This window comes from Pseudomonas sp. 13B_3.2_Bac1 (genome assembly GCF_025466205.1).
Taxonomy (GTDB): Bacteria; Pseudomonadota; Gammaproteobacteria; order Pseudomonadales; family Pseudomonadaceae; genus Aquipseudomonas; species Aquipseudomonas fluorescens_H.
The window spans coordinates 19,201-40,489 of sequence record NZ_JANLOG010000117.1; the positions used below are offsets into that span (position 1 = coordinate 19,201).

19 protein-coding genes are annotated in these 21,289 nt (G+C 60.5%); 9 read left to right on the forward strand and 10 right to left on the reverse strand.

Going from position 1 to position 21,289, the window contains the following annotated elements; all coding sequences use genetic code 11:
• Positions 1 to 11 precede the first annotated feature (11 nt).
• Together NTD85_RS19330 and mfd are read right to left on the reverse strand one after the other, a co-directional pair.
• Entirely contained in the window at positions 12 to 578 is a 567-nt protein-coding gene (locus NTD85_RS19330; protein ID WP_262142950.1) for a peptidoglycan binding protein CsiV, read from the reverse strand.
• Positions 579 to 588: 10 nt separating this feature from the next.
• Positions 589 to 4,038 carry a transcription-repair coupling factor gene (gene mfd / locus NTD85_RS19335; protein WP_262142951.1) on the reverse strand — a complete coding sequence of 1,150 codons (3,450 nt, stop codon included), beginning with the start codon at positions 4,036 to 4,038 and terminating at the stop codon, positions 589 to 591.
• A gap of 354 nt (positions 4,039 to 4,392) precedes the next feature.
• Between mfd and NTD85_RS19340 the strand changes: the two genes are divergently transcribed.
• Complete coding sequence (locus NTD85_RS19340; RefSeq protein WP_003226583.1) at positions 4,393 to 5,856, forward strand: glyceraldehyde-3-phosphate dehydrogenase; 1,464 nt, start codon at positions 4,393 to 4,395, stop codon at positions 5,854 to 5,856.
• Between the two features lie 181 nt (positions 5,857 to 6,037).
• On the opposite strand, the gene NTD85_RS19345 is transcribed toward NTD85_RS19340, so the two are convergent.
• Positions 6,038 to 7,339: an MFS transporter gene (locus tag NTD85_RS19345; RefSeq protein WP_003226582.1), complete on the reverse strand. Its 1,302-nt coding sequence runs from the start codon at positions 7,337 to 7,339 to the stop codon at positions 6,038 to 6,040.
• Positions 7,340 to 7,755: 416 nt separating this feature from the next.
• Between NTD85_RS19345 and NTD85_RS19350 the strand changes: the two genes are divergently transcribed.
• Together NTD85_RS19350 and sthA are read left to right on the forward strand one after the other, a co-directional pair.
• Positions 7,756 to 8,700 (forward strand): FAD:protein FMN transferase, encoded by a 945-nt coding sequence (locus NTD85_RS19350; protein ID WP_315975163.1) that lies wholly within the window; start codon positions 7,756 to 7,758, stop codon positions 8,698 to 8,700.
• Positions 8,701 to 8,897: 197 nt separating this feature from the next.
• Positions 8,898 to 10,292, forward strand: coding sequence for a Si-specific NAD(P)(+) transhydrogenase (sthA, locus tag NTD85_RS19355; RefSeq protein WP_003226580.1), 1,395 nt, complete (start codon positions 8,898 to 8,900; stop codon positions 10,290 to 10,292).
• Between the two features lie 42 nt (positions 10,293 to 10,334).
• Here sthA and NTD85_RS19360 read toward each other — a convergent pair whose 3' ends face one another.
• Together NTD85_RS19360 and NTD85_RS19365 are read right to left on the reverse strand one after the other, a co-directional pair.
• A complete protein-coding gene (locus NTD85_RS19360; RefSeq protein WP_003226579.1) occupies positions 10,335 to 11,057 on the reverse strand; it encodes a glycerophosphodiester phosphodiesterase in 723 nt (240 codons plus the stop codon).
• Between the two features lie 14 nt (positions 11,058 to 11,071).
• Complete coding sequence (locus tag NTD85_RS19365; protein ID WP_003226578.1) at positions 11,072 to 11,653, reverse strand: PilZ domain-containing protein; 582 nt, start codon at positions 11,651 to 11,653, stop codon at positions 11,072 to 11,074.
• Between the two features lie 94 nt (positions 11,654 to 11,747).
• Between NTD85_RS19365 and NTD85_RS19370 the strand changes: the two genes are divergently transcribed.
• The 3 genes from NTD85_RS19370 to NTD85_RS19380 all read left to right on the forward strand — a co-directional run bounded on the left by NTD85_RS19370 (position 11,748) and on the right by NTD85_RS19380 (position 14,997).
• Positions 11,748 to 12,998 carry a lipoprotein-releasing ABC transporter permease subunit gene (locus NTD85_RS19370; RefSeq protein WP_003226577.1) on the forward strand — a complete coding sequence of 417 codons (1,251 nt, stop codon included), beginning with the start codon at positions 11,748 to 11,750 and terminating at the stop codon, positions 12,996 to 12,998.
• Between the two features lie 7 nt (positions 12,999 to 13,005).
• Positions 13,006 to 13,689, forward strand: a complete 684-nt coding sequence (gene lolD / locus NTD85_RS19375; protein WP_177327499.1) for a lipoprotein-releasing ABC transporter ATP-binding protein LolD — start codon at positions 13,006 to 13,008, stop codon at positions 13,687 to 13,689.
• 63 nt (positions 13,690 to 13,752) lie between these two features.
• Entirely contained in the window at positions 13,753 to 14,997 is a 1,245-nt protein-coding gene (locus NTD85_RS19380) for a lipoprotein-releasing ABC transporter permease subunit (RefSeq protein ID WP_103485785.1), read from the forward strand.
• A 108-nt stretch (positions 14,998 to 15,105) separates the two neighbouring features.
• Here the strand turns inward: NTD85_RS19380 and NTD85_RS19385 are convergent, their stop codons facing one another.
• On the reverse strand, positions 15,106 to 16,455 hold the full coding sequence (locus NTD85_RS19385) for a heavy metal sensor histidine kinase (protein ID WP_262142953.1): 1,350 nt from the start codon (positions 16,453 to 16,455) through the stop codon (positions 15,106 to 15,108).
• On the reverse strand, positions 16,455 to 17,135 hold the full coding sequence (locus tag NTD85_RS19390) for a heavy metal response regulator transcription factor (protein WP_103520045.1): 681 nt from the start codon (positions 17,133 to 17,135) through the stop codon (positions 16,455 to 16,457). Before NTD85_RS19390 ends, NTD85_RS19385 begins: the two co-directional genes overlap by 1 nt.
• A gap of 154 nt (positions 17,136 to 17,289) precedes the next feature.
• Between NTD85_RS19390 and NTD85_RS19395 the strand changes: the two genes are divergently transcribed.
• Positions 17,290 to 17,823 carry a cupredoxin family protein gene (locus NTD85_RS19395; protein WP_262142954.1) on the forward strand — a complete coding sequence of 178 codons (534 nt, stop codon included), beginning with the start codon at positions 17,290 to 17,292 and terminating at the stop codon, positions 17,821 to 17,823.
• Between the two features lie 61 nt (positions 17,824 to 17,884).
• Positions 17,885 to 18,715, forward strand: a complete 831-nt coding sequence (gene queF / locus NTD85_RS19400; protein WP_003226566.1) for an NADPH-dependent 7-cyano-7-deazaguanine reductase QueF — start codon at positions 17,885 to 17,887, stop codon at positions 18,713 to 18,715.
• 177 nt (positions 18,716 to 18,892) lie between these two features.
• On the opposite strand, the gene NTD85_RS19405 is transcribed toward queF, so the two are convergent.
• Both NTD85_RS19405 and NTD85_RS19410 read right to left on the reverse strand, forming a co-directional pair.
• Positions 18,893 to 19,156: a DUF4404 family protein gene (locus NTD85_RS19405; RefSeq protein ID WP_103485781.1), complete on the reverse strand. Its 264-nt coding sequence runs from the start codon at positions 19,154 to 19,156 to the stop codon at positions 18,893 to 18,895.
• Between the two features lie 109 nt (positions 19,157 to 19,265).
• Positions 19,266 to 19,886, reverse strand: a complete 621-nt coding sequence (locus tag NTD85_RS19410; protein ID WP_262142955.1) for an HAD family phosphatase — start codon at positions 19,884 to 19,886, stop codon at positions 19,266 to 19,268.
• Between the two features lie 195 nt (positions 19,887 to 20,081).
• Between NTD85_RS19410 and NTD85_RS19415 the strand changes: the two genes are divergently transcribed.
• Complete coding sequence (locus NTD85_RS19415; RefSeq protein WP_103485780.1) at positions 20,082 to 20,771, forward strand: VacJ family lipoprotein; 690 nt, start codon at positions 20,082 to 20,084, stop codon at positions 20,769 to 20,771.
• Between the two features lie 53 nt (positions 20,772 to 20,824).
• Here NTD85_RS19415 and NTD85_RS19420 read toward each other — a convergent pair whose 3' ends face one another.
• Entirely contained in the window at positions 20,825 to 21,124 is a 300-nt protein-coding gene (locus tag NTD85_RS19420; protein ID WP_003226557.1) for a PilZ domain-containing protein, read from the reverse strand.
• Between the last annotated feature and the right edge of the window lie 165 nt (positions 21,125 to 21,289).

Below are 21,289 nucleotides of genomic sequence, written 5' to 3' on the forward strand. Positions count from 1 at the left end.
AAGGACTTCGATCAGTCCGGAATCGCTTCAGGGGCTTGCCGTGGGGCGGGCGCCGTCAGGGAGGTGATCTTGATCAGCAGCGCCAGGTGGCCGTTGTCGAGATAGTTGAGCTGGCCGTTCTTGGTGTGGCTGTCCTGCTTCAGGCGTTCGCTGGCAGTGACCATGCCGTTGCTGTCGATCTGGTTGACCCAGAAGTCGGCGTTCACGTCGGTGAAGCGCCCGAGTTTCAATTCCAGGGTGCCCTCGATCGGGAACTGGCCGAACTGTTCCTTGCCGTCGCTGACGGCGACCTTGGTCGGCGCTTCGCCGAGGGTCTGCTGCCAGGCCTTGTGCATCAGCACGCTGTAATCACCGCTGGCGGTGAGTTTGCTGGCAATGTCGCCGAGCGCGGGTGTGCGCAGGCTGTCATCACCCAGGCGTCGAGCGCCGGCGGCCCAGTCTTCCGGCGCGGCGCGGCTGACAATCGCCGGTACAGCGTTCTGGCGCACCAGAATCATTTCGACCTGATACAGGTCATCGGCGAAAACCGAAGGGGCTACCAAGGCAAGTAGCAAAGTCAGTGAGCGAAACAGGCGCATGCGGCGTCCTTCAAACAGTTTTCGGGAGGAGGCGCTCGAACAGCGCCTCTACAGTATTAAAGCGCTCTTCCGGGCGCTCCATCGGCACCTGGAACTTGAACATCGTGGCGCCTTCGAATTTGTAGCGTTTTGGCTGAGTCTGGATCAGTTTGATCAGAGTCATCGGGTCTACCGGCGTCTGCGCGGCGAACTCGATACGCCCACCCTGCGGCCCACCGTCGACCTTCTTGATGCCCAACTGCTCGGCCTGCAACTTCAGTGCGGTAATGCGTACCAGGTTCTTGGTCGGCTCAGGCAGCAGACCGAAACGGTCGATCATCTCCACTTGCAGATCCTTCAGGCCTTCCTCGTCGGTGGCCGAAGCGATGCGCTTGTACAGAATCAGACGGGCGTGAACATCCGGCAGATAGTCTTCCGGAATCAGCGCCGGCACCCGCAGGTTGACCTCCGGGCCTCCGCCGAGCGGTTGATCGAGGTTCGGCTGTTCGCCCTTGCGGATCGACTTCACTGCGCGCTCGAGCATTTCCATGTACAGGGTGAAACCGACTGCCTGAATCTGCCCGCTCTGGCCATCGCCCAGCAGTTCGCCGGCGCCACGGATTTCCAGATCGTTGGTCGCCAGCACGAAACCAGCGCCAAGATCTTGGGTATTGGCAATCGCTTCCAGACGCTTTTCCGCATCGGACGTGATTTGTTGGCGTGGCGGCGTCAGCAGGTAGGCATAGGCCTGGTGGTGACTGCGCCCGACGCGTCCACGCAACTGGTGCAATTGCGCCAGGCCGAACTTGTCGGCGCGCTCGATGATGATGGTGTTGGCGCTCGGCACGTCGATGCCGGTCTCGATGATGGTCGAGGCGATCAGCACGTTGAAGCGCTTGTGATAGAAGTCGCTCATCACCTGTTCGAGTTCGCGTTCGCGCATCTGCCCGTGGCCGATGCCGATCCGCGCTTCCGGCACCAGTTCGGCGAGATCCGCCGCGCATTTCTCGATGGTCTTCACGTCGTTGTGCAGGTAGTAAACCTGACCGCCACGCAGCAGTTCACGCAGCAGGGCCTCTTTGACCGTGCTCTTGTTCTGCTCCATGACGAAGGTGCGCACCGACAGACGTCGCGCCGGCGGCGTGGCAATGATCGACAGGTCGCGCATGCCCGACACCGCCATGTTCAGCGTGCGCGGAATCGGCGTGGCGGTCAGCGTGAGAATGTCGACTTCGCTGCGCAGGGCCTTGAGCTGTTCTTTCTGCCGCACACCAAAGCGGTGTTCTTCATCGATGATCACTAGCCCGAGGTTTTTGATCTTCACGTCGTCGGACAGCAGCTTGTGCGTGCCGATGACGATATCGATCTTGCCTTCCGCGAGATCGGCGATCGCCGCGTTGACTTCCTTGGCCGATTTGAAGCGGCTCATCACTTCCACGGTCACTGGCCAGTCGGCGAAGCGGTCGCGGAAGCTGTTGTAGTGCTGCTGGGCGAGCAGGGTGGTCGGCACCAGAATCGCTACCTGGCGTCCGCCGTGCACGGCGATGAACGCGGCGCGCATTGCCACTTCGGTCTTGCCGAAACCCACGTCGCCGCAGACCAGACGGTCCATCGGCTTTGGCGCGAGCATATCTTCGCGCACAGCTTCGATGGTCGCTTGCTGGTCCGGCGTTTCTTCGAACGGGAAACCGGCGCTGAAGGTCGCGTAATCGGCTTTCGGGTCGGCAAACGCGTAGCCTTCGCGGGCGGCACGACGGGCATAGATGTCGAGCAGCTCAGCCGCGACATCGCGCACCTGTTCGGCGGCTTTGCGCTTGGCTTTCTGCCAGGTCTCGGAGCCGAGTCGGTGCAGCGGCGCCAGCGCGTCATCGCTGCCGGTGTAGCGGGCGATCAGATGCAGGTTGGCCACCGGCACGTAGAGCTTGGCGTTCTCCGCGTATTCCAGGGTGAGGAATTCCGCCGCCTGATTGTCGATCTCCAGAATCGTCAGGCCGAGATAACGTCCGACACCGTGGTCGATGTGCACCACCGGTGCGCCTTCGCGCAGTTCGGTGAGGTTCTTGATCACCGCATCGTTGTTGGCGTCGGCGCGCTTTTCGCGACGGCGGCGCTGCATGACTCGCTGACCGAACAGCGGGCTCTCGGCCACCAGCGCCAGCGCCGGGTCATCGAGCATCAAGCCTTCGTCGAGCGGCGCAATGGTGATCGCCAGACGATCCTTGCTCGAAACGAAGTCCGGCCAGCTGTCGACGGTTTTCGGCCGCAGCTTCAGACGTTCCAGCAGTTCCAGCAGGACTTCACGACGGCCCGCGGACTCGGCGGTGAACAGCACACGCCCGGGGAATTCATCGAGGAACGCCGAGAGCGCCGCCAGCGGTTGCGTGGCCTTGGCTTCGATCGCCAGGTTTGGCAGTGCCTGCGCCGGGAAGCGCTCGCGACCGGCACCGGATTCGACGTCCTGCTGACTGGCGACGACCCGCGGCCAGCTCTTGAGGCGGGCGAAGCAGTCTTCCACCGGCAGGAACAATTCCGCAGGCGGCAATAGAGGGCGCGATGGATCGACGCGGCGCTCTTCGTAGCGATTGCGCACGTCGTTCCAGAAGTTTTCTGCTGCTTGTTCGATACCCGGCAGCGAGAACACTTGAGTGTCCTGCGGCAGGTAATCGAACAACGTCGAGGTTTCGTCGAAGAACAGCGGCAGGTAGTACTCGATACCGGCTGGGGTGATGCCGCTGCTCAAGTCCTGGAAGATCGGGCAGCGCCGGAAGTCGACGTCGAAACGCTCGCGAAAGCGCGCCTTGAAGCGCGTGACTGCATCTTTCTGCAGCGGGAACTCGCGGGCCGGCAGCAGCTTGACCGATTCGACCTTGTCGATGGAACGCTGGTTTTCCGGATCGAAGGTGCGCAGGGTTTCGATTTCGTCGTCGAACAGGTCGATGCGATAGGGCAGTTTGCTGCCCATCGGGAACAGGTCGATCAGCGCGCCGCGTACGGTGAACTCGCCGTGCTCGTAAACCGTATCGACGTAGCGATAGCCGCTGGCTTCCAGGCGTGAGCGCATCTGTTCGACATCGAGCTTCTGGCCGACATCCAGCACCAGACTGCTGCCGAGCAGGAATTTGGTCGGCGCCAGGCGATGCAGTGCGGTGGTGATCGGGACCACCAGCACGCCGTGCGCCAGCTCCGGCAGTCTATAAAGGCTGGCGATACGCTGGGAAATGATGTCCTGGTGCGGCGAGAACAGATCGTACGGCAGGGTTTCCCAGTCGGGAAAATGCAGAACCGGCAAATCCGGGGCGAAGAAGCTCAGCTCCTGCTCCAGCCGTTCGGCACTCTGGCTGTCGGCGGTCAGTAGCAGCGTGAAGCGCTTGGCTGCGCTGGCAGCCTCGGCAATCGCCAGGCTGAGGGCGGCACCGGGCAAGTTGCCCCAATGCTGTTTACCTGCCGCGGCAGGGAGAAGCGGTAGACGCAGAACAGGCACGGAAGGTTGAGCTCCAGGCGTTGCGACAAAGTCGGTAATTGTAGCGGCGTCCGGTGCCGCCTGTCAGTTGCAGACTGCGTCTATCTTCGCGGTTTGCGCGAAATGTAGTGGTAACCATAAAAACGAGCACTTTTTTAGTGGTTATGTAGTGCCGAAATCGACTGGTGTTACGGAGGGTTACAGACATCGTCTAACAGTCGTCGAAAAATTGACTGCGCTGAAAGCCCCGGTTTTACTGGGCTGGCGCGGGGCGTAATTTTTTTGAACGGAATTTTGTTACCGATTGCGCGACAAGCGCGCATTGCTACAAGAGGTTCTCGGCGGCATAATGTAGCCCCTTTTTTCTGCCCCTACATGTGGAAGGTTCCCGTGACTCAGAAGCCCGACCAGTGTCTTGGTGAATGGATCGACCGTGAAGCACTCGCAGAAGCGATGATTCCGCTTATCGGTCAGCTCTACCGCAATAACAACGTGGTGAGCTCGATCTATGGCCGCAGCCTGATCAACCAGTCTGTCATCGCGATTCTCAAAGCTCACCGCTTTGCTCGCCACCGTTCCTCCGACGATAGCGAACTCTCCGTCCACGAAACATTCCCTCTGCTTAAAGCCATGAGCGAGCTCAAGCTCGGCGCGGCTTCGGTAGACCTGGGCAAGTTGGCGTTCAAATTCCGCAGCGAAGGCAATGGCCGCAGCGCCGAGCAGTTCGTTCGTGAAGAGCTGGCTGACGTGGTTGGTCAGCAAAACGCTTCGGCCCGTAAAGGCACTGACGTTGTGCTGTACGGCTTCGGTCGTATCGGCCGTCTGCTGGCGCGCATCCTGATCGAGAAAACCGGTGGTGGCGACGGTCTGCGTCTGCGTGCCATCGTCGTGCGCAAAGGCGCCGAAAACGACCTGACCAAACGCGCCAGCCTGCTGCGTCGCGATTCGGTACACGGCCCGTTCAACGGCACCATCGTCATCGACGAAGAAAACAACACCATCACCGCCAACGGTAACCTGATCCAGGTGATCTACGCGAAGAACCCGACCGAGGTGGATTACACCCAGTACGGCATCAAAGACGCGCTGCTGGTGGACAACACCGGTGTATGGCGTGACGCCGATGGCCTGGGTCAGCACCTGCAATGCCCGGGTGTTGCTCGCGTTGTTCTGACCGCGCCTGGCAAAGGCAAGCTGAAGAACATCGTTCACGGTATCAACCACAACGAAATCACCGCTGACGACAAGATCGTGTCCGCCGCTTCCTGCACCACCAACGCCATCGTGCCGGTGCTGAAGGCTGTGAATGACAAGTTCGGCATCATCAACGGTCACGTCGAAACCGTTCACTCGTACACCAACGACCAGAACCTGATCGACAACTTCCACAAGGGCGATCGCCGTGGCCGTTCCGCCGCGCTGAACATGGTGATCACCGAGACCGGTGCTGCCACCGCTGCTGCCAAGGCCCTGCCTGAGCTGGCCGGCAAGCTGACCGGTAACGCGATCCGCGTTCCGACGCCAAACGTGTCGATGGCCATTCTCAACCTGAACCTTGAGAAAGCCGCCAGCCGTGAAGAGATGAACGAGTACCTGCGCTACATGGCGCTGCACTCCGATCTGCACAAGCAAATCGACTTCGTCAACTCGCAGGAAGTGGTGTCCACTGACTTCGTGGGTTCGCGTCACGCCGGTGTGGTCGATGCTGAAGCAACCATCGTTCAGGACAACCGCGTTGTTCTGTACGTCTGGTACGACAACGAGTTCGGCTACAGCTGCCAGGTGGTTCGCGTGATGGAAGACATGGCCGGTGTAAACCCGCCAGCGTTCCCGCGCTAAGCCTTAGCTGCAAATGAAAACGCCCCGACTTTGGTCGGGGCGTTTTTTTATGCCTGCTGAATCTTTATTGCCTGTACCGGCCTCTTCGGGAGCAAGCCCCCTCCCACAGGTTTGGCGGTGTTCACATCATCGTGTTGGCACCACCGGACACTGTGGGAGGGGGCTTGCTCCCGAAGGCGTCCTATCGGGCGCCGCCGACTATCGAGGCCTGCGCAGTCCGCAGCTCATGCTTGTTGCCACGGAACAGCACCAGCGTCGCAATCAGCCCCAGCACCGCCGCACCGCTGAGCCAGATCCCCGGCGCAGCCTTGTTGTCCAGCACATGGATCAGGTAAGTACAGGCCGCTGGCGTAAAGCCGCCAAAGGTCGCCGTCGCCAGGCTATAGGCCAGCGAGAACCCGGTCGTGCGCACTTCCACCGGCATGATTTCGGTCAGCGCCACCACCATCGCACCGTTGTACGAGCCGTACAGGAACGACAGCCACAGTTCGACGATCAGCAAATGACTGAAGCTCGGGTTCGCCACCAGCCACGACAATGCCGGGTAAGCGGTCAGGATTGCCAGAATGGTCGCCGCCAGCAGTAGGGGTTTGCGCCCGATCTTGTCAGATACCGAGCCCATCACTGGCAGCCAGAAGAAGTTCGACAGGCCGATGCACACGGTCACCAGCAGCGCGTCGAAGTCCGACAGATGCAGTTCGGCCTTGCCGAAGGTCGGGGTGTAGGCGGTGATCAGGTAGAACGAAACCGTGGTCATCACCACCAGCGCCATGCCGGCGATGACGATGCCAAAGTTCTGGCCGATCGAACGGACGATTTCGCGCAGGGTAGGGCGATGTTTACGCGCCTGGAATTCCGGCGTTTCTTCCAGCGAGCGACGAATCACGAAGATCACCGGAACGATCATGCAGCCGATCAGGAACGGCACGCGCCAGCCCCAGTCACCCATCTGTTCCGGGCTCAGCCAGTGGTTGAGACCCACCCCGAGCAGGCCGGCAAAGACCACCGCTGCTTGCTGGCTTGCCGACTGCCAACTGACGAAAAAGCCCTTGCGGCCCGGTGTGGCGATTTCCGCCAGGTACACCGAAACACCGCCCAGCTCGACGCCGGCCGAGAAGCCTTGCAACAAACGACCGAATAGCACGATCAGCGGGGCGGCGACGCCGAGGGTGGCGTAACCGGGGACGCAGGCAATCAGCACCGTACCGGCGGCCATCAGCGCCAACGTAATGATCAGACCCTGGCGACGGCCATGGCGGTCGATATAGGCACCGAGGAAAATCGCTCCCAGCGGACGCATCAGGAAGCCGGCACCGAACGTCGCCAGGGAGAGCATCAGGGAAGCGAAGGCGCTGTCGGCCGGGAAGAAGGTTTTGGCAATGGCCGTGGCGTAGAAGCCATAGACCATAAAGTCGAACATCTCGAGAAAATTGCCGCTGACAACGCGAAAAATCGCTTTGCCTTTGCCCGTGGTGGAGGACATTGGTTCGTACTCTCTGTTGGCTGTCTTATTGGAAATCCCTGAACTAGACACGTCCTCGCCGTCACGCGGCAAACTCAGGCAGTACCCGTGAACAGTTTTGTAACCATATGTGTATAAAGAACGTTAGGCAACAATTGGTTAGGGCACTGCTTAAACGATATAGCCATTACGAAGGCCAGCATGACGCTATCAAGCGAATGAAAAACCTGTAGGAGCTGCGGAACGCTGCGATCTTTTGATGTTGCTTGAAAAGATCAAAAGCAAAAGATCGCAGCCTCGTTTCACTCGGCAGCTCCTACAGGTTCTGGCGCATAATCTTCAGCTTTGTGTGGGGAGTAGGGGATTTGTCTAAAAGGAGGCTGATCAGCCTTTTGCTGCTGGTGGGCGCCTTGTCCGGCTGCGGCAACGGCGACTCCATGGAAAGCTTCGGCGGCCCGACCATGGGCAGCACCTATTCAATCAAGTACGTGCGCCACGCCGGTCTTCCCGAGGCCGCGCAGGTCCAGCTTGAAGTGGAAAAAATCCTCACCGACGTCGATCAGCAGATGTCGACCTATCGCAGTGACTCAGACATCGAGCGCTTCAATGCATTGCCGGCGAACAGCTGTCAGACCATGCCGGCTGCCGTGCTCGAATTGGTCCGTGTCGGCGAACAGCTGTCAGAGCAAAGCGAAGGTTCCTACGACCTGACCGTCGAGCCGCTGATGAACCTGTGGGGGTTCGGCCCGCAAGGGCGTGAAGAGAAAGTCCCCAGTCCCGCCGCACTGTCCGAAACCCTTGAGCGGGTCGGCTACCACCATTTGCATATCGACGGCGACCGCTTGTGCAAGGATGCGCCGGTCGAAGTCGACTTCAACAGCATCGCCGCCGGTTACGCCGTCGACACCATCGCAGCCAGGCTCGAGTCGATGGGCATCCATGACTATCTCGCCGAAGCCACCGGTGAGCTAAAGGCCAAGGGCAAGAAGCTTGATGGCTCGTCCTGGCGTATTGCGCTGGAAGAACCGCGAGACGATCAACAGGTGGCCGAACGGATCATTCAGGTCGACGGCTGCGGCGTTTCCACCTCCGGTGATTACCGCAACTATTTCCTGCAGGATGGCCGGCGCTATTCCCACACCTTCGATGCGCGTAGCGGGGCGCCGGTCCTACACAACCTGGCGTCGGTCACGGTGATTCATCCTTCGGCGTTGATGGCCGATGGACTATCGACGCTGTTGCTGATTCTCGGGCCTGAAAGGGCTTGGGACTATGCCGAAAAACATGACATTGGTGCATTCTTTGTCATTCGTGCCGATACAGGTTTCGTTATCCGCACCAGTACGGCTTTCGAGCGCCTCAATCACGCAAAAGTTGACTGAAAACAGTACGAAAGCTGGCGTTGTAGTGCAGGCAAAAGTAGCCTACGACGCGACCAAGGGTTAATGTGCGCGGCGTTGACGCTTCTATAGACTGTGTCCGGGTTCTTTACTGACCCCCAATTGTTCCTTCGCGCCGCGATTCGGCGTGATTTAGCCGCCGGTGCTGCTGGCACCGCGGCCTGTTCTGAGGAGTACGCATGGCTGTCTACAACTACGACGTGGTGGTGTTGGGTTCCGGCCCGGCGGGAGAAGGCGCGGCAATGAACGCCGCCAAAGCAGGGCGCAAGGTGGCGATGGTCGATAGCCGTCGCCAGGTCGGCGGTAACTGCACCCACCTGGGAACCATCCCGTCCAAGGCCCTGCGTCACTCGGTCCGGCAGATCATGCAGTTCAACACCAACCCGATGTTCCGGGCGATCGGCGAGCCGCGCTGGTTCTCCTTCCCGGACGTGTTGAAAAGCGCCGAGAAAGTCATTTCCAAACAAGTCGCTTCGCGTACCGGCTACTACGCCCGTAACCGCGTCGACGTGTTCTTCGGCACCGGCAGCTTCGCCGACGAGCAAACCATCGAAGTGGTCTGCGCCAACGGTGTGGTCGAGAAGCTGGTGGCCAAGCACATCATCATCGCCACCGGTTCGCGCCCGTATCGTCCGGCGGACATCGATTTCAATCACCCGCGTATCTACGATAGCGACACCATCCTCAGCCTCGGCCACACCCCGCGCAAACTGATCGTTTACGGCGCCGGCGTGATCGGTTGCGAATACGCCTCGATTTTCAGCGGTCTGGGGGTACTGGTTGAACTGGTGGACAACCGTGGTCAGTTGCTGAGCTTCCTCGACTCGGAAATCTCCCAGGCGTTGAGCTACCACTTCAGCAACAACAACATCACTGTGCGCCACAACGAGGACTACGATCGCGTTGAAGGTGTGGACAACGGTGTGATCCTGCACCTGAAGTCCGGCAAGAAGATCAAGGCCGACGCCTTGCTCTGGTGCAACGGCCGTACCGGCAACACCGACCAGCTCGGTCTGGAAAACATCGGCGTCAAGGTCAACAGCCGTGGCCAGATCGAAGTCGACGAGGCCTACCGCACTTGCGTGCCGAACATCTACGGTGCCGGCGACGTGATCGGCTGGCCGAGCCTGGCCAGTGCTGCCCACGACCAGGGTCGTTCGGCTGCCGGCAGCATCGTCGATAACGGTAGCTGGCGCTTTGTGAATGACGTGCCGACCGGCATCTACACCATTCCGGAGATCAGCTCGATCGGCAAGAACGAGCAGGAGCTGACCCAGGCCAAGGTGCCGTATGAAGTCGGCAAGGCGTTCTTCAAGAGCATGGCGCGTGCGCAGATCGCCGGCGAGCCGCAAGGCATGCTGAAGATCCTGTTCCACCGTGAAACCCTGGAAGTGCTGGGTGTTCACTGCTTCGGTTATCAGGCGTCGGAGATCGTGCACATCGGTCAGGCGATCATGAGCCAGCCTGGCGAGTTGAACACCCTGAAGTACTTCGTCAACACCACGTTCAACTACCCGACCATGGCCGAAGCCTATCGGGTAGCGGCGTACGACGGCCTCAACCGGCTTTTTTGACGGGCTCCGGCCGGTGGCCTGAGCCGGCCGGGGAGACCGATTTCAGCAATTCTCGAGGGTGGCAGTGGCCAAACCGGGAAAGTCTGTAATCAGGCTGTCAACGCCGAAGTCGGCGAGTCTGCGCATCAGCGCAGGCTCGTTGACGGTCCACACCGACACATGCAGCCCCTGACGCTGCGCCTTCTGCAGGCGTTCCGGCGTACACAGCGTCCAGTTCAACGCCAGAATCTCACAGCCATAGCTGGCCGCGACCTTTAGCGGGTCGAGCCAGGCGTATTCGGCCACCAGTCCCCGCGACACGTCCGGCACCAGGTCCAGTGCCGCCTTCAGCACTTCCCGCGAACTCGAAGTAATGGTGACCTTGTCCAGCAAGCCATGACGCTGGGCCATCTCGCGAATCGCCAGCACAGTGGTCGCCGCGCGGGTGCGCGATGCACTTTTGACTTCCAGCTGCCAGTGCTCGAAATCACATTTTTCGAACAGCTCTTCCAGTGTCGGAATTGGGCACGGCTTGATCCAGCCCGGGCCGCCCTTGCGCGCGTCATAGGTCACCAGTTCGGCGGCGGTGTGCTCGACCACCTTGCCGCGCCGGTCGGTGGTGCGCTTGAGGGTAGGGTCGTGGATCACCATCAGCTCGCCGTCCTTCGACAGGTGCAGATCCAGTTCACAACGGCGTACGCCGTGCTTGAGACATTCCTGAAAACTGGTCAGGGTGTTTTCCGGTGCTTCGCCCTTGGCGCCGCGGTGGCCGTAGATGAGGGTCACGGTGCTTCCTTAATTTAAATGCCTGATTCGTTCTGTTCACGGGCCAGGCGTCGTTCCTGGGCCTGTTTCTGCAGGATATAGCGGGCGAGCAACTGGCGCTGGGCGTCGGTCAAGTGTTCGAACTCGGTGCCGACGTCGTAGCCATCGCCCTTGCGGTCGCAATGGGTGACGCGGGCGCGCAGCAACAGACCCAGCGCCTGCGGCATCAGCACCAGTTTCACCGACAGGTGCGCGCCAGTGGCCAGCGCGGTCGGGTGCTGAAAATCGATCCCGCCTTCGGAGATGATCACCGGTTGCGGCTCGCCGATATGGCCGAGCACGGTCAGGGCGACCACCTGGCTGAGCAGGTCGATACGTTTGTTCTGGGATTTGAGGAACGCGGCGATGGCCCGGTCGCGCTCGCTGATCTGGCGCAACAGGTGCTGCGACTCGAATTCGCTCAGGTGCAGTTCGCTGAGCAGGTTGAACAGCGGGGAAGCATCCTGCAACACTTCCTGGCCTGCGGCTTCGGGAGCGGACAGGGGCCGAATTTCCAGTGCGATCGTGTCCTCGATACGGTAGTATTCGCGGCGATCTTCTTCATCTAATGTCGACATGGCGAACCCATGGTAGCGGCGGTGGTCTGAGTGTAAAGCTGGTTATCGACCCCCGCCACAAGGACGTTCCTTTTCCCTCCGAACAAGCCCCGACATGTTCAGACCTCTCTTCGTATTTATCGGCACGCGTTATACCCGTGCAAAGCGTCGCAATCATTTTGTGTCATTCATTTCCCTGACTTCGATGATCGGGCTCGCCCTTGGCGTGGTCGTGATGATCGTGGTGCTATCGGTGATGAACGGCTTCGATCATGAGATGCGCACCCGCGTGTTGGGCATGGTGCCCCACGCGACTCTTGAAACCGGCGAACCGATCAACGATTGGCAAAGCCTCGCCGCCAAGGTCAAGCGCAACCCGGAGGTGACGGCCGTTGCGCCGTTCACCCAGATGCAGGGTTTGCTGACCAACAACGGCCAGGTGTCCAAGGTGTTGCTCAACGCCATCGACCCCGCGCTCGAGCGCAATGTGTCGATCATCGACAACTTCATGAAGCAGGGCAAACTCGACGACCTGACGCCGGGCAGCTTCGGCATCGTCATCGGCGACAAGGCCGCGACCAAGCTCGGCGTAGGCCTCGGTGACAAGGTCACCTTCGTCGCGCCGGAGGTCAGCGTGACCCCGGCCGGGATGTTCCCGCGCATGAAGCGTTTCACCGTGGTCGGCATTTTTCATGTCGGCGCCGGTGAGCTGGACGGCTATCTGGGCGTCACCAACCTGCAGGATCTGGCGAAGATGCACCGCTGGAAACCTGATCAGGTGCAGGGCATCCGGTTGAAGTTCGATGATCTGTTCCAGGCGCCGCGCGTGGCCTGGACCATCGCCCAGCAACTGGGCGAAGACCATTACTACGCCCGCGACTGGACCCGCACCCACGGCAATCTGTATCAGGCGATCCGCATGGAAAAAGCCATGATCGGGCTGCTGTTGCTGCTGATCGTCGCGGTGGCTGCGTTCAACATCATTTCCACGCTGGTGATGGTGGTGAACGACAAGAAGAGCGACATCGCCATTCTGCGCACCCTCGGCGCTACGCCAGGGACGATCATGCGTACATTCATGGTGCAGGGCACCGTGATCGGCGTGGTCGGCACCGCCATCGGCGCGGTGGTCGGGATTCTCGCGGCGTTGAACGTCAGCGCGGCGATTTCCGCCCTCGAAGGGCTGATCGGCCACAAGTTCCTCAACGCTGATGTGTATTTCATTGATTACCTGCCGTCGCAGGTGCAGAGCCAGGACGTGGTCATGGTCTGCGCGGCTGCGTTGGTCCTGAGTTTCCTCGCCACCCTGTATCCCGCCTGGCGTGCCGCGCGCACCCAGCCGGCGGAGGCGCTACGTTATGAGTGAGTCGGGCATGAGTGATAAAGCAATCTTGAGCTGCCGCAACCTCGGCAAATCCTACGAGGAAGGCCCGGAGTCGGTGCAAGTGTTGGCCGGTCTGCAACTGGAGTTGCACCCGGGCGAGCGTGTCGCGATCGTCGGCAAGTCCGGCTCGGGCAAGAGCACCTTGCTCAACCTGCTGGGCGGTCTCGATACGCCGACCGAGGGCAGCGTCTGGCTCGACGGTGAAGAACTGTCGGCCCTGAGCGAGAAGAAGCGTGGCCTGCTGCGTAACCGCGCCCTTGGGTTCGTGTACCAGTTCCACCACTTGCTGCCGGAATTCACCGCGCTGGAAAACGTCTGCATGCCGTTGCTGATCGGCAAGACTGCGATCCCGGAAGCACGTCAGCGCGCTACGGCGTTGCTCGAGCGCGTAGGTCTGGGTCATCGTCTGGAACACAAACCGGCCGAGCTGTCCGGTGGTGAGCGCCAGCGTGTGGCCATCGCCCGTGCACTGGTGAACAATCCAGGCCTGGTGATGCTCGACGAACCGACCGGTAACCTCGATTCGCACACCGCCGAAGGCATTCAGGACTTGATGCTGGAACTCAGCACTTCGATGCGCACCGCGTTCCTGGTGGTGACTCACGACATGAACCTGGCCCGCCAGATGGACCGCGTCCTGCAATTGCAGGAAGGCTGCTTGACCACCATCTGACCGACCGAAACCCGGTGCCTGAAAAGGCATCGGGTCTTTTATTTTTATACGGTGCCCCAGCGAATGTTCAGACCGTTATCGATCTTTATCGGCACGCGCTATACCCGCGCCAAACGCCGCAATCGCTTTGTTTCGTTCATCTCGATGACTTCGATGATCGGGCTCGCCCTCGGCGTGCTGGCGATGATCGTGGTGCTGTCGGTGATGAACGGTTTTCAGCGCGAGATGAGCTCGCGCATCCTCGGCATGGTGCCGCACGCGACCATCGTTGGCGTCAAGCCGATCGATGACTGGCAGCCAGTGGCCGCTGCCGCGCTGAAAAATCCCGAAGTGACCGCCGCCGTGCCGTTCACCGAGATGGAAGGCATGCTGTCCTACAAGGGCTCGATGCAGCCAATCCAGATCAGCGGTGTCGATCCGGCCCAGGAAGGCAAGGTGTCGATCGTGGCCCAGCACATCGTGCAGGGTCGTCTTGATGATCTGAAACCCGGCGAGTTCGGTGTGGTGATCGGTGAAATCACCGCGCGGCGCTTCCGTCTCAATGTCGGTGACAAGATCACCCTGATCGTGCCGGAAGTCAGCACCGCACCGGGGGGTATCACCCCGCGCATGCAGCGCCTGAACGTAGTCGGTGTGTTCAAGGTCGGCGCCGAACTGGACGGTTCGATGGGCCTGATTCACGTGGCCGATGCCGCGACCATGCAGCACTGGCAGCCGAATCAGGTGCAGAGCGTGCGCCTGGCGGTGAAGGACCTGTACGCCGCGCCGAAAGTATCCTCGGACATCGCCGCTGGTCTCGGTGCCGACTTCAAGGCGGATGACTGGACCCACACCCAGGGCAGCCTGTTCAGCGCGATGAAAATGGAAAAAACCATGATCGGCCTGCTGTTGCTGATGATCGTCGCGGTGGCGGCGTTCAACATCATCGCCACGCTGATCATGGTGGTGAACGACAAGGGCGCGGACATCGCGATCCTGCGCACCATCGGCGCCACGCCACGGCAGATCATGGCGATCTTCATGGTGCAGGGCACGGTGATCGGCATTGTCGGCACACTGATTGGCGGCGTGCTCGGGGTGATCGCGGCGCTCAACGTCAGTGAAATGGTTGGTTGGGTCGAGCGTGTCACTGGCCAGCACATCTTCAGTTCCGATGTGTACTTCGTCAGCAACCTGCCTTCGGAATTGCAGGGCGGGGATGTGCTGTTGATCTGCTCGGCAGGCTTTATTCTGAGCTTCCTGGCGACGGTGTACCCGGCGTTGCGGGCGGCGAAGATCGAGCCGGCTCACGCGTTGAGATATTCGTAAGCGCCAATACCGCCTTCGCGAGCAAGCCCGCTCCCACAGGGGATTTGTGTACGACGCAGATCCAATGTGGGAGCGGGCTTGCTCGCGAAGGGGCCGGACCTGCTGGCCTCAAACTCCCTTGGGCAACTCAATCACAAACCGCGTCCACCCCGCAGCCGATTCGCAATGAATCTGCCCACCATGCGCGCGGACGATCGATTGGGTAATCGCCAACCCCAACCCAGCATGTTCACTGCTGCCTTCCTGCCGCGCCGGATCCGCCCGATAAAACCGGTCAAACAGCCGTGGCAACAGTTCTGTTGAAATGCCTTCGCCACTGTTCTCCACCGACACCTGCACCCTGTGCGGCTGATCGACGATGGACAAGCGCACGCTGCCCGTCGCCGGAGTAAATCGCAGCGCGTTGTCCAGCAGATTCGACAAGGCCCGGCGCAACATATTGCGATCACCTTCCATGCGCGCATGACCTTCGCGGCTCAGCGTCACCCCGGCGTCCTCGGCCAGTGGCGCAAAAAACTCCAGCAGCACATCGCTCTCATCCGCCAGTTCCAGCGCCTCACGCTTGGGCATCAGCAAACCGTGGTCAGCCTTGGCCAGATAAAGCATGTCGTTGACCAGTTGCGCCATCCATTGCAGTTCTTCGAGATTGCTGTGCAGGGCTTCGCGGTAATCCTCGATCGGTCGCGGGCGGGTGAGGGTGACCTGGGTGTGGGTCAGCAGATTCGACAGCGGTGTGCGCAGTTCATGGGCGATGTCGGCAGAGAACGCCGACAGCCGTTGAAACGAGTCGTCGAGGCGTCCGAGCATTGCGTTGAAGCTGTGGGCCATTTCCGCCAGTTCTGGCGGCATTTGCGCTTCCGGCAGTCGGGCGTTGAGCGAATGTGCGGAAATCCCACGTGCCACTGCACTCATGCGCCGCAGCGGACGCAAGCCGCTGCGTGCAGCCCAGGCGCCGAGCAGCGCGGTGGCCAGCGCCGACAACCCGACGGTCAGCCAGATCAGGTGCTGCATGCGTTGCAAAAAGTGCTGGTGATGGGTGATGTCCAGCAGCAGTGTCAGTTGGGGCGTATCGGGTTTGTCCGGGTAGAGCGGGGCATTGAGCACGCGATAGTCCATGCCGTCATTGCTGATGGTCGACAGGCCGGGCTGTTGCGGCAAGTCCGGTGGTACTTTGATCGAGCTGTCATACCAGCGCTGGCCATCGGCCCCGGTGATGCGCAGCGAAAGATCGGCCTGCCGGCTGAGTTCATCGGCCAGCCGCGTTTCACTCTCGCTGGCCTGAACATCCTGCAAGGCACGGCGCAAACCGATCAGCTTGCCGTCGAGCAATTGCTGGTCGAGCTCAATGAAGTGCGCCTCGCTGGCGCGGTTGAACAGCACCCCGGCGAACAGCGAGACCACGGAGGTGCAGGCGGCAAACAGCAAGGCCAGACGCGAACTCAGGGACAGGCGAGGCATCAGGCCGGACGCTCTTCAAGCACGTAACCCATGCCGCGCACGGTGTGGATCAGTTTGTTGGGGAAGTCATCGTCGATCTTCAGGCGCAGGCGCCGGATCGCCACTTCGATCACGTTGGTGTCGCTGTCGAAGTTCATGTCCCAGACTTGCGAGGCAATCAGCGATTTCGGCAGCACTTCACCCTGGCGGCGCAGAAGCATTTCCAACAGGGCGAACTCCTTGGCGGTCAGGTCGATGCGCTGACCGCTGCGTTCGACGCGACGGCGGATCAGGTCCAGACGCAGATCGGCCAGTTGCAGACTGGTTTCCTGGGGCAGGGCGCTGCCCCGGCGCAGCAGGCTGCGCACCCGGGCCAGCAGTTCGGAGAAGGCGAAGGGTTTGACCAGATAATCGTCGGCGCCGAGTTCGAGGCCGTGAACCCGGTCTTCCACGGCATCTTTGGCGGTCAGAAACAGTACCGGCGTGTCGAGGCCGGCAGTGCGCACCGCATGCAGGATCTGCCAACCGCTGCGCCCGGGCAGCATCACGTCGAGGATCAGCAGCGCATAATCACCGCTCAAGGCCAGTTGCTGACCGCTGTTGCCGTCGGCCACCAGCTCTGTGTTGAACCCGGCCTCGGTCAGGCCCTGGCGCAGATAGTGGCCGGTTTTCGGTTGGTCTTCGACGATCAGCAGTTTCATGGGCGGCTCGGGTTGTAGAAACGAAAGCTTTATACCGTGAGAGCAGGCGACAGGCGCCAACCTGACAAAGTTGTAATCTGTCTGTCAGGTAGCTGCCAGCGCAGGCGGGCTAGAGTTTCCCACAGGCTGAACCTTTTCTTGTTGGAGTATGACTATGTTTTTGCGCAACCCTCTGGCCGTCGCCGCCTGTTTGCTGGCGCTGAGTTCACCTGTCTGGGCCGCACCCGCGCACAGCTATGACTTCGGCCAACCGGCCCCGGCGGCCCAGGCCAGCCGCAGCATCGAGGTGGTGCTGAACGACATGTCGTTCGAGCCGAAGGCGATTCAGGTCAAGGCCGGTGAGACGGTTCGCTTTGTGCTGGTGAATAAAGGCCAGTTGCTGCACGAATTCAACCTCGGCGACGCGGCGATGCATGCCAGACACCAGCAGGAAATGTTGCAGATGCAGCAAAGCGGCATGCTCACGCCTACCGGCATGAAAGAAATGTCCCACGACATGGCCGGCATGGATCACGGCAGCATGGACCACGGCATGAAGCACGACGACCCCAACAGCGTGCTGGTCGAGCCGGGCAAGACCGCTGAGCTGACCTGGACCTTCAGCAAAGCCACCAGCCTGGAATTTGCCTGCAATATTCCCGGTCACTACCAGGCGGGCATGGTCGGCAAACTGACTGTCAGTCAGTAAGCACTCAAAGGCGGGCGCAAAGGCTGATAGAATCCGCTGATTCTTCAGTCAGGTTTCCGCCATGCATCCCGCAGCCGAACATTCGCCGCTGGGCAAATCCAGCGAATACATCGCCACTTACACGCCGTCCCTGCTGTTCCCGATTCCGCGTACCGCGAAATGGGCCGAGCTGGGCCTGACCGCCGAAACCCTGCCGTACAAAGGCGTGGATTTCTGGAACTGCTTTGAACTGTCGTGGTTGTTGCCCTCGGGTAAACCGGTGGTAGCGATCGGTGAATTCAGCATTCCGGCGGATTCGCCGAACATCATCGAATCGAAGTCGTTCAAGCTGTACCTGAACTCGCTGAACCAGACGCCGTTTGCCGATATCGCCAGCCTGGAAGCGACGCTGGTCAAGGACTTGTCGGCCGCTGCCGGCAAACCGGTCGGCGTGCGCGTGCGCAGCCTGAAAGATGTCGAAGCCGAAGGCGTCGTGGCGTTGCCGGGCGTGTGCATCGACGATCTGGATATCAGCGTCAGCAACTATGAGCATCCGCGTCCGGAACTGCTGCGTTGCGATGATTCGCGGATTGTCGAAGAGAGCGTGCACAGCCATCTGCTCAAATCCAATTGCCCGGTGACCAGTCAGCCGGACTGGGGCAGCGTGGTAGTTGAATATCGCGGCGCGGCGCTGGATCACGCGAGCCTGCTGGAGTACATCGTCAGTTTCCGCCAGCATTCGGACTTCCACGAACAGTGCGTGGAGCGGATCTTCCTCGACCTGCAACGTTTGCTGAAGCCGGAGAAACTGACGGTGTTTGCGCGCTATGTGCGTCGGGGTGGGCTGGATATCAACCCGTATCGCAGCACTGAAGCGGTACAACTGCCGAACCATCGCCTGGTGCGTCAATAAATAACTCCCGTAGGAGTGAGCCTGCTCGCGATAGCGGACTGACATTCAACTTGGATGTCGACTGATACACCGCAATCGCGAGCAGGCTCACTCCTACAAGGGACTGCGTTTCAAATCGCACCGATGAAAAAGCCCTGCCAGTGATGGCAGGGCTTTTTGCATTTCGGGGGAGGGGAATCAGATCCCCATGCTGCCTAGCGCATTGACGATATTGCGCAGGGTGCCGGCAATGGCCGGGTGTTCGACTTCGAAGCGTTCCACCGCCAGGTTCACACCGTCGGCGATGCTCGCGTCCTGAGTGGCAGTTTCCAGTTTGATTTCCGATTCAATCTGCGCCATCAGCGCACGCAGATCTTCACGCTCGGCTTCGGACAGCGGCGGATTCTGCTCCAGTTGCTCGCGCAGGGTATTGAGCTGTTCTTGAAGTTCACGGGCGGGCATGGTGTGGTTCCTTTTATCTATAGGCACTGGCATTGACCGCAGCCGCGCGCCAAAGGTCTATGGCTGACCATTAGATTAATCCACTCTGCTGCAACCTGCATGATCCCGGTCAGGGCTTTTCGCCTTTGAGGCGGCGCAGGCTGATGTCGGCCAGGCAAGTGTCGAGTTCGCCCAGATGATCGATCACCGAGTGCACGCCGAGGCCAAACAATTGCAGGGTCGCCTTGCCGCGCAGCTGCTCGCGCTCCTTCTGGCTCAAGGCTTGCCACTCGCTCGGCGCCAGGCCACACAACGAGCCGCAGGACGCCAGGCCAATGGTCCACAACCCGGCGTTGAGGCCAGATTGCAGCAGGCGTGGCTCGCCGCTGACCAGCACGCAGCCATCCAGACGGCTGACGTTCAACCCCATCAGCGCCTGCCAGCAGGCGTTCGGCGCTGGCCATGGATTGATTGTTGCTGAATATTGCGTCGGTTTGATCCAACCCGGCAGCGAGGCCGCCAGCGGTTGCGCGAGGGCCGGGGGCAGCTCATCAATCCACGCACAGGGAATCTGCTGGCGCTGCAGGCTGAGCAGGCTGTCGAGGGCGCCAGGCGTGGCGTCGGCCTGTTCGGGCAGTACGCTGGCGTGTTGATGGGCGCGGGCACCGAAATCCACCAGACAGCCACTGAGTCCGAACAGCACGGCGGTCAGACCGGGCGCGGCGACAGGCAAGGCTTCAGCGTGTGTCATGGCAACGTCCCTGAAATAGTCATGAGGCTAGGGGACGGCGGTGACAGTTGGATGACAGGCGTGTGAAGGGGGCTTGGAAAGGTCCTACACGACTCTTCATTGGTAGACTGCCCAAAACGGCTTTTGCGCTTATACTAGCGGTCTTAACGCCTGGGCCCGGGTGCCCGCGCCAGTAAAAATCCAAGGAGTTTTTCTATGCGCTGGAGCAATCCTCTCGCTCAGCTATGTGTATGTGCCAGCGTCTTGCTGGTTCCGTTCGCCGCCAACGCCGCAACGGAAGAAGACCCTTGGGAAAGCGTCAACCGCCCGATCTTCCAGTTCAACGACTTCGTCGACACCTACGCGCTCAAGCCGCTGGCGCAGGGTTACGAGTACGTGACGCCGCAGTTCCTCGAGGACGGCATCCACAACATGTTCCGCAACGTCGGTGATGTCACCAACCTGGCGAACAACATTCTGCAGGCCAAACCTGCAGCAGCCGGTGTCGATACCGCGCGTATCATTTTCAACACCACCTTCGGCCTGCTGGGCTTCTTCGACGTCGGCACGAAAATGGGCCTGCATCGCAGCGACGAAGACTTCGGTCAGACTCTCGGTTACTGGGGCGTTGGCAGCGGTCCGTATGTGATGCTGCCGTTGCTCGGCCCTAGCACCCTGCGTGACGCACCGTCGAAATACGTCGACAGCTACACCGCTCCGTATCGCTACATCAACGACATCCCGGTGCGTAACTCGACGTTCGGCCTGAACATCGTCGACACCCGCGCCAGCCTGCTGTCGAGCGAAAAGCTGATCAGCGGCGACAAATACACCTTCATCCGCAACGCCTACCTGCAGAACCGCGAGTTCAAGGTCAAGGATGGTAAGGTCGTAGACGATTTTTAATGTCGATCCATGACCAGAAGGCGGCCTCTTGAGGCCGCCTTTTTTGTGTGCGCTTATTTCATCTTCAGAATGGTCAGACCGAGTTTCTGGCTGTCACCGTCCTGGGGCTTGACCCAGACCACTTCAGTCTCGGCCTCCAGTCCGCTCAGCGCCGCGTGCTCGGAGTCGATGCGCACGCTCAAGCGGTCGCCGACCGCGAACTGGCGCGGTGCTTCAACCTGCATGCCACTGCTGGAGAGGTCGATGCACACGCCCGACACCTGATCCCCTTCATGAATCAACACCACATCGGCATCGACCCGCATGCGGATGAAATCGCGCTTTTCGCTGTAGTCCCGACCGGTTTGACTCATGGCTTTGACCTTCCATTGGGTTACGGTTTGAGCTGTTCTTATAACTCTCGGTGATTTGACAAGTAAAGTCGTCAAGCGACCATCGGCGCATGCTTGAAACGCCCCGCGGATGGGAGTACCGTCTGCGCCTTAGAAGGGCACCTCTGGTGCAATCGCGTTCCGGCT

Excerpts from the sequence above, each read along its gene's own strand:
- NTD85_RS19330 (WP_262142950.1), bottom strand. The coding sequence starts at position 578 with ATGCGCCTGTTTCGCTCACTGACTTTGCTACTTGCCTTGGTAGCCCCT.
- NTD85_RS19340 (WP_003226583.1), top strand. The coding sequence starts at position 4,393 with ATGTGGAAGGTTCCCGTGACTCAGAAGCCCGACCAGTGTCTTGGTGAA.
- NTD85_RS19345 (WP_003226582.1), bottom strand. The coding sequence starts at position 7,339 with ATGTCCTCCACCACGGGCAAAGGCAAAGCGATTTTTCGCGTTGTCAGC.
- NTD85_RS19350 (WP_315975163.1), top strand. The coding sequence starts at position 7,756 with ATGGAAAGCTTCGGCGGCCCGACCATGGGCAGCACCTATTCAATCAAG.
- sthA (WP_003226580.1), top strand. The coding sequence starts at position 8,898 with ATGGCTGTCTACAACTACGACGTGGTGGTGTTGGGTTCCGGCCCGGCG.
- NTD85_RS19365 (WP_003226578.1), bottom strand. The coding sequence starts at position 11,653 with ATGTCGACATTAGATGAAGAAGATCGCCGCGAATACTACCGTATCGAG.
- NTD85_RS19370 (WP_003226577.1), top strand. The coding sequence starts at position 11,748 with ATGTTCAGACCTCTCTTCGTATTTATCGGCACGCGTTATACCCGTGCA.
- lolD (WP_177327499.1), top strand. The coding sequence starts at position 13,006 with ATGAGTGATAAAGCAATCTTGAGCTGCCGCAACCTCGGCAAATCCTAC.
- NTD85_RS19380 (WP_103485785.1), top strand. The coding sequence starts at position 13,753 with ATGTTCAGACCGTTATCGATCTTTATCGGCACGCGCTATACCCGCGCC.
- NTD85_RS19385 (WP_262142953.1), bottom strand. The coding sequence starts at position 16,455 with ATGCCTCGCCTGTCCCTGAGTTCGCGTCTGGCCTTGCTGTTTGCCGCC.
- NTD85_RS19390 (WP_103520045.1), bottom strand. The coding sequence starts at position 17,135 with ATGAAACTGCTGATCGTCGAAGACCAACCGAAAACCGGCCACTATCTG.
- NTD85_RS19395 (WP_262142954.1), top strand. The coding sequence starts at position 17,290 with ATGTTTTTGCGCAACCCTCTGGCCGTCGCCGCCTGTTTGCTGGCGCTG.
- queF (WP_003226566.1), top strand. The coding sequence starts at position 17,885 with ATGCATCCCGCAGCCGAACATTCGCCGCTGGGCAAATCCAGCGAATAC.
- NTD85_RS19405 (WP_103485781.1), bottom strand. The coding sequence starts at position 19,156 with ATGCCCGCCCGTGAACTTCAAGAACAGCTCAATACCCTGCGCGAGCAA.
- NTD85_RS19410 (WP_262142955.1), bottom strand. The coding sequence starts at position 19,886 with ATGACACACGCTGAAGCCTTGCCTGTCGCCGCGCCCGGTCTGACCGCC.
- NTD85_RS19415 (WP_103485780.1), top strand. The coding sequence starts at position 20,082 with ATGCGCTGGAGCAATCCTCTCGCTCAGCTATGTGTATGTGCCAGCGTC.
- NTD85_RS19420 (WP_003226557.1), bottom strand. The coding sequence starts at position 21,124 with ATGAGTCAAACCGGTCGGGACTACAGCGAAAAGCGCGATTTCATCCGC.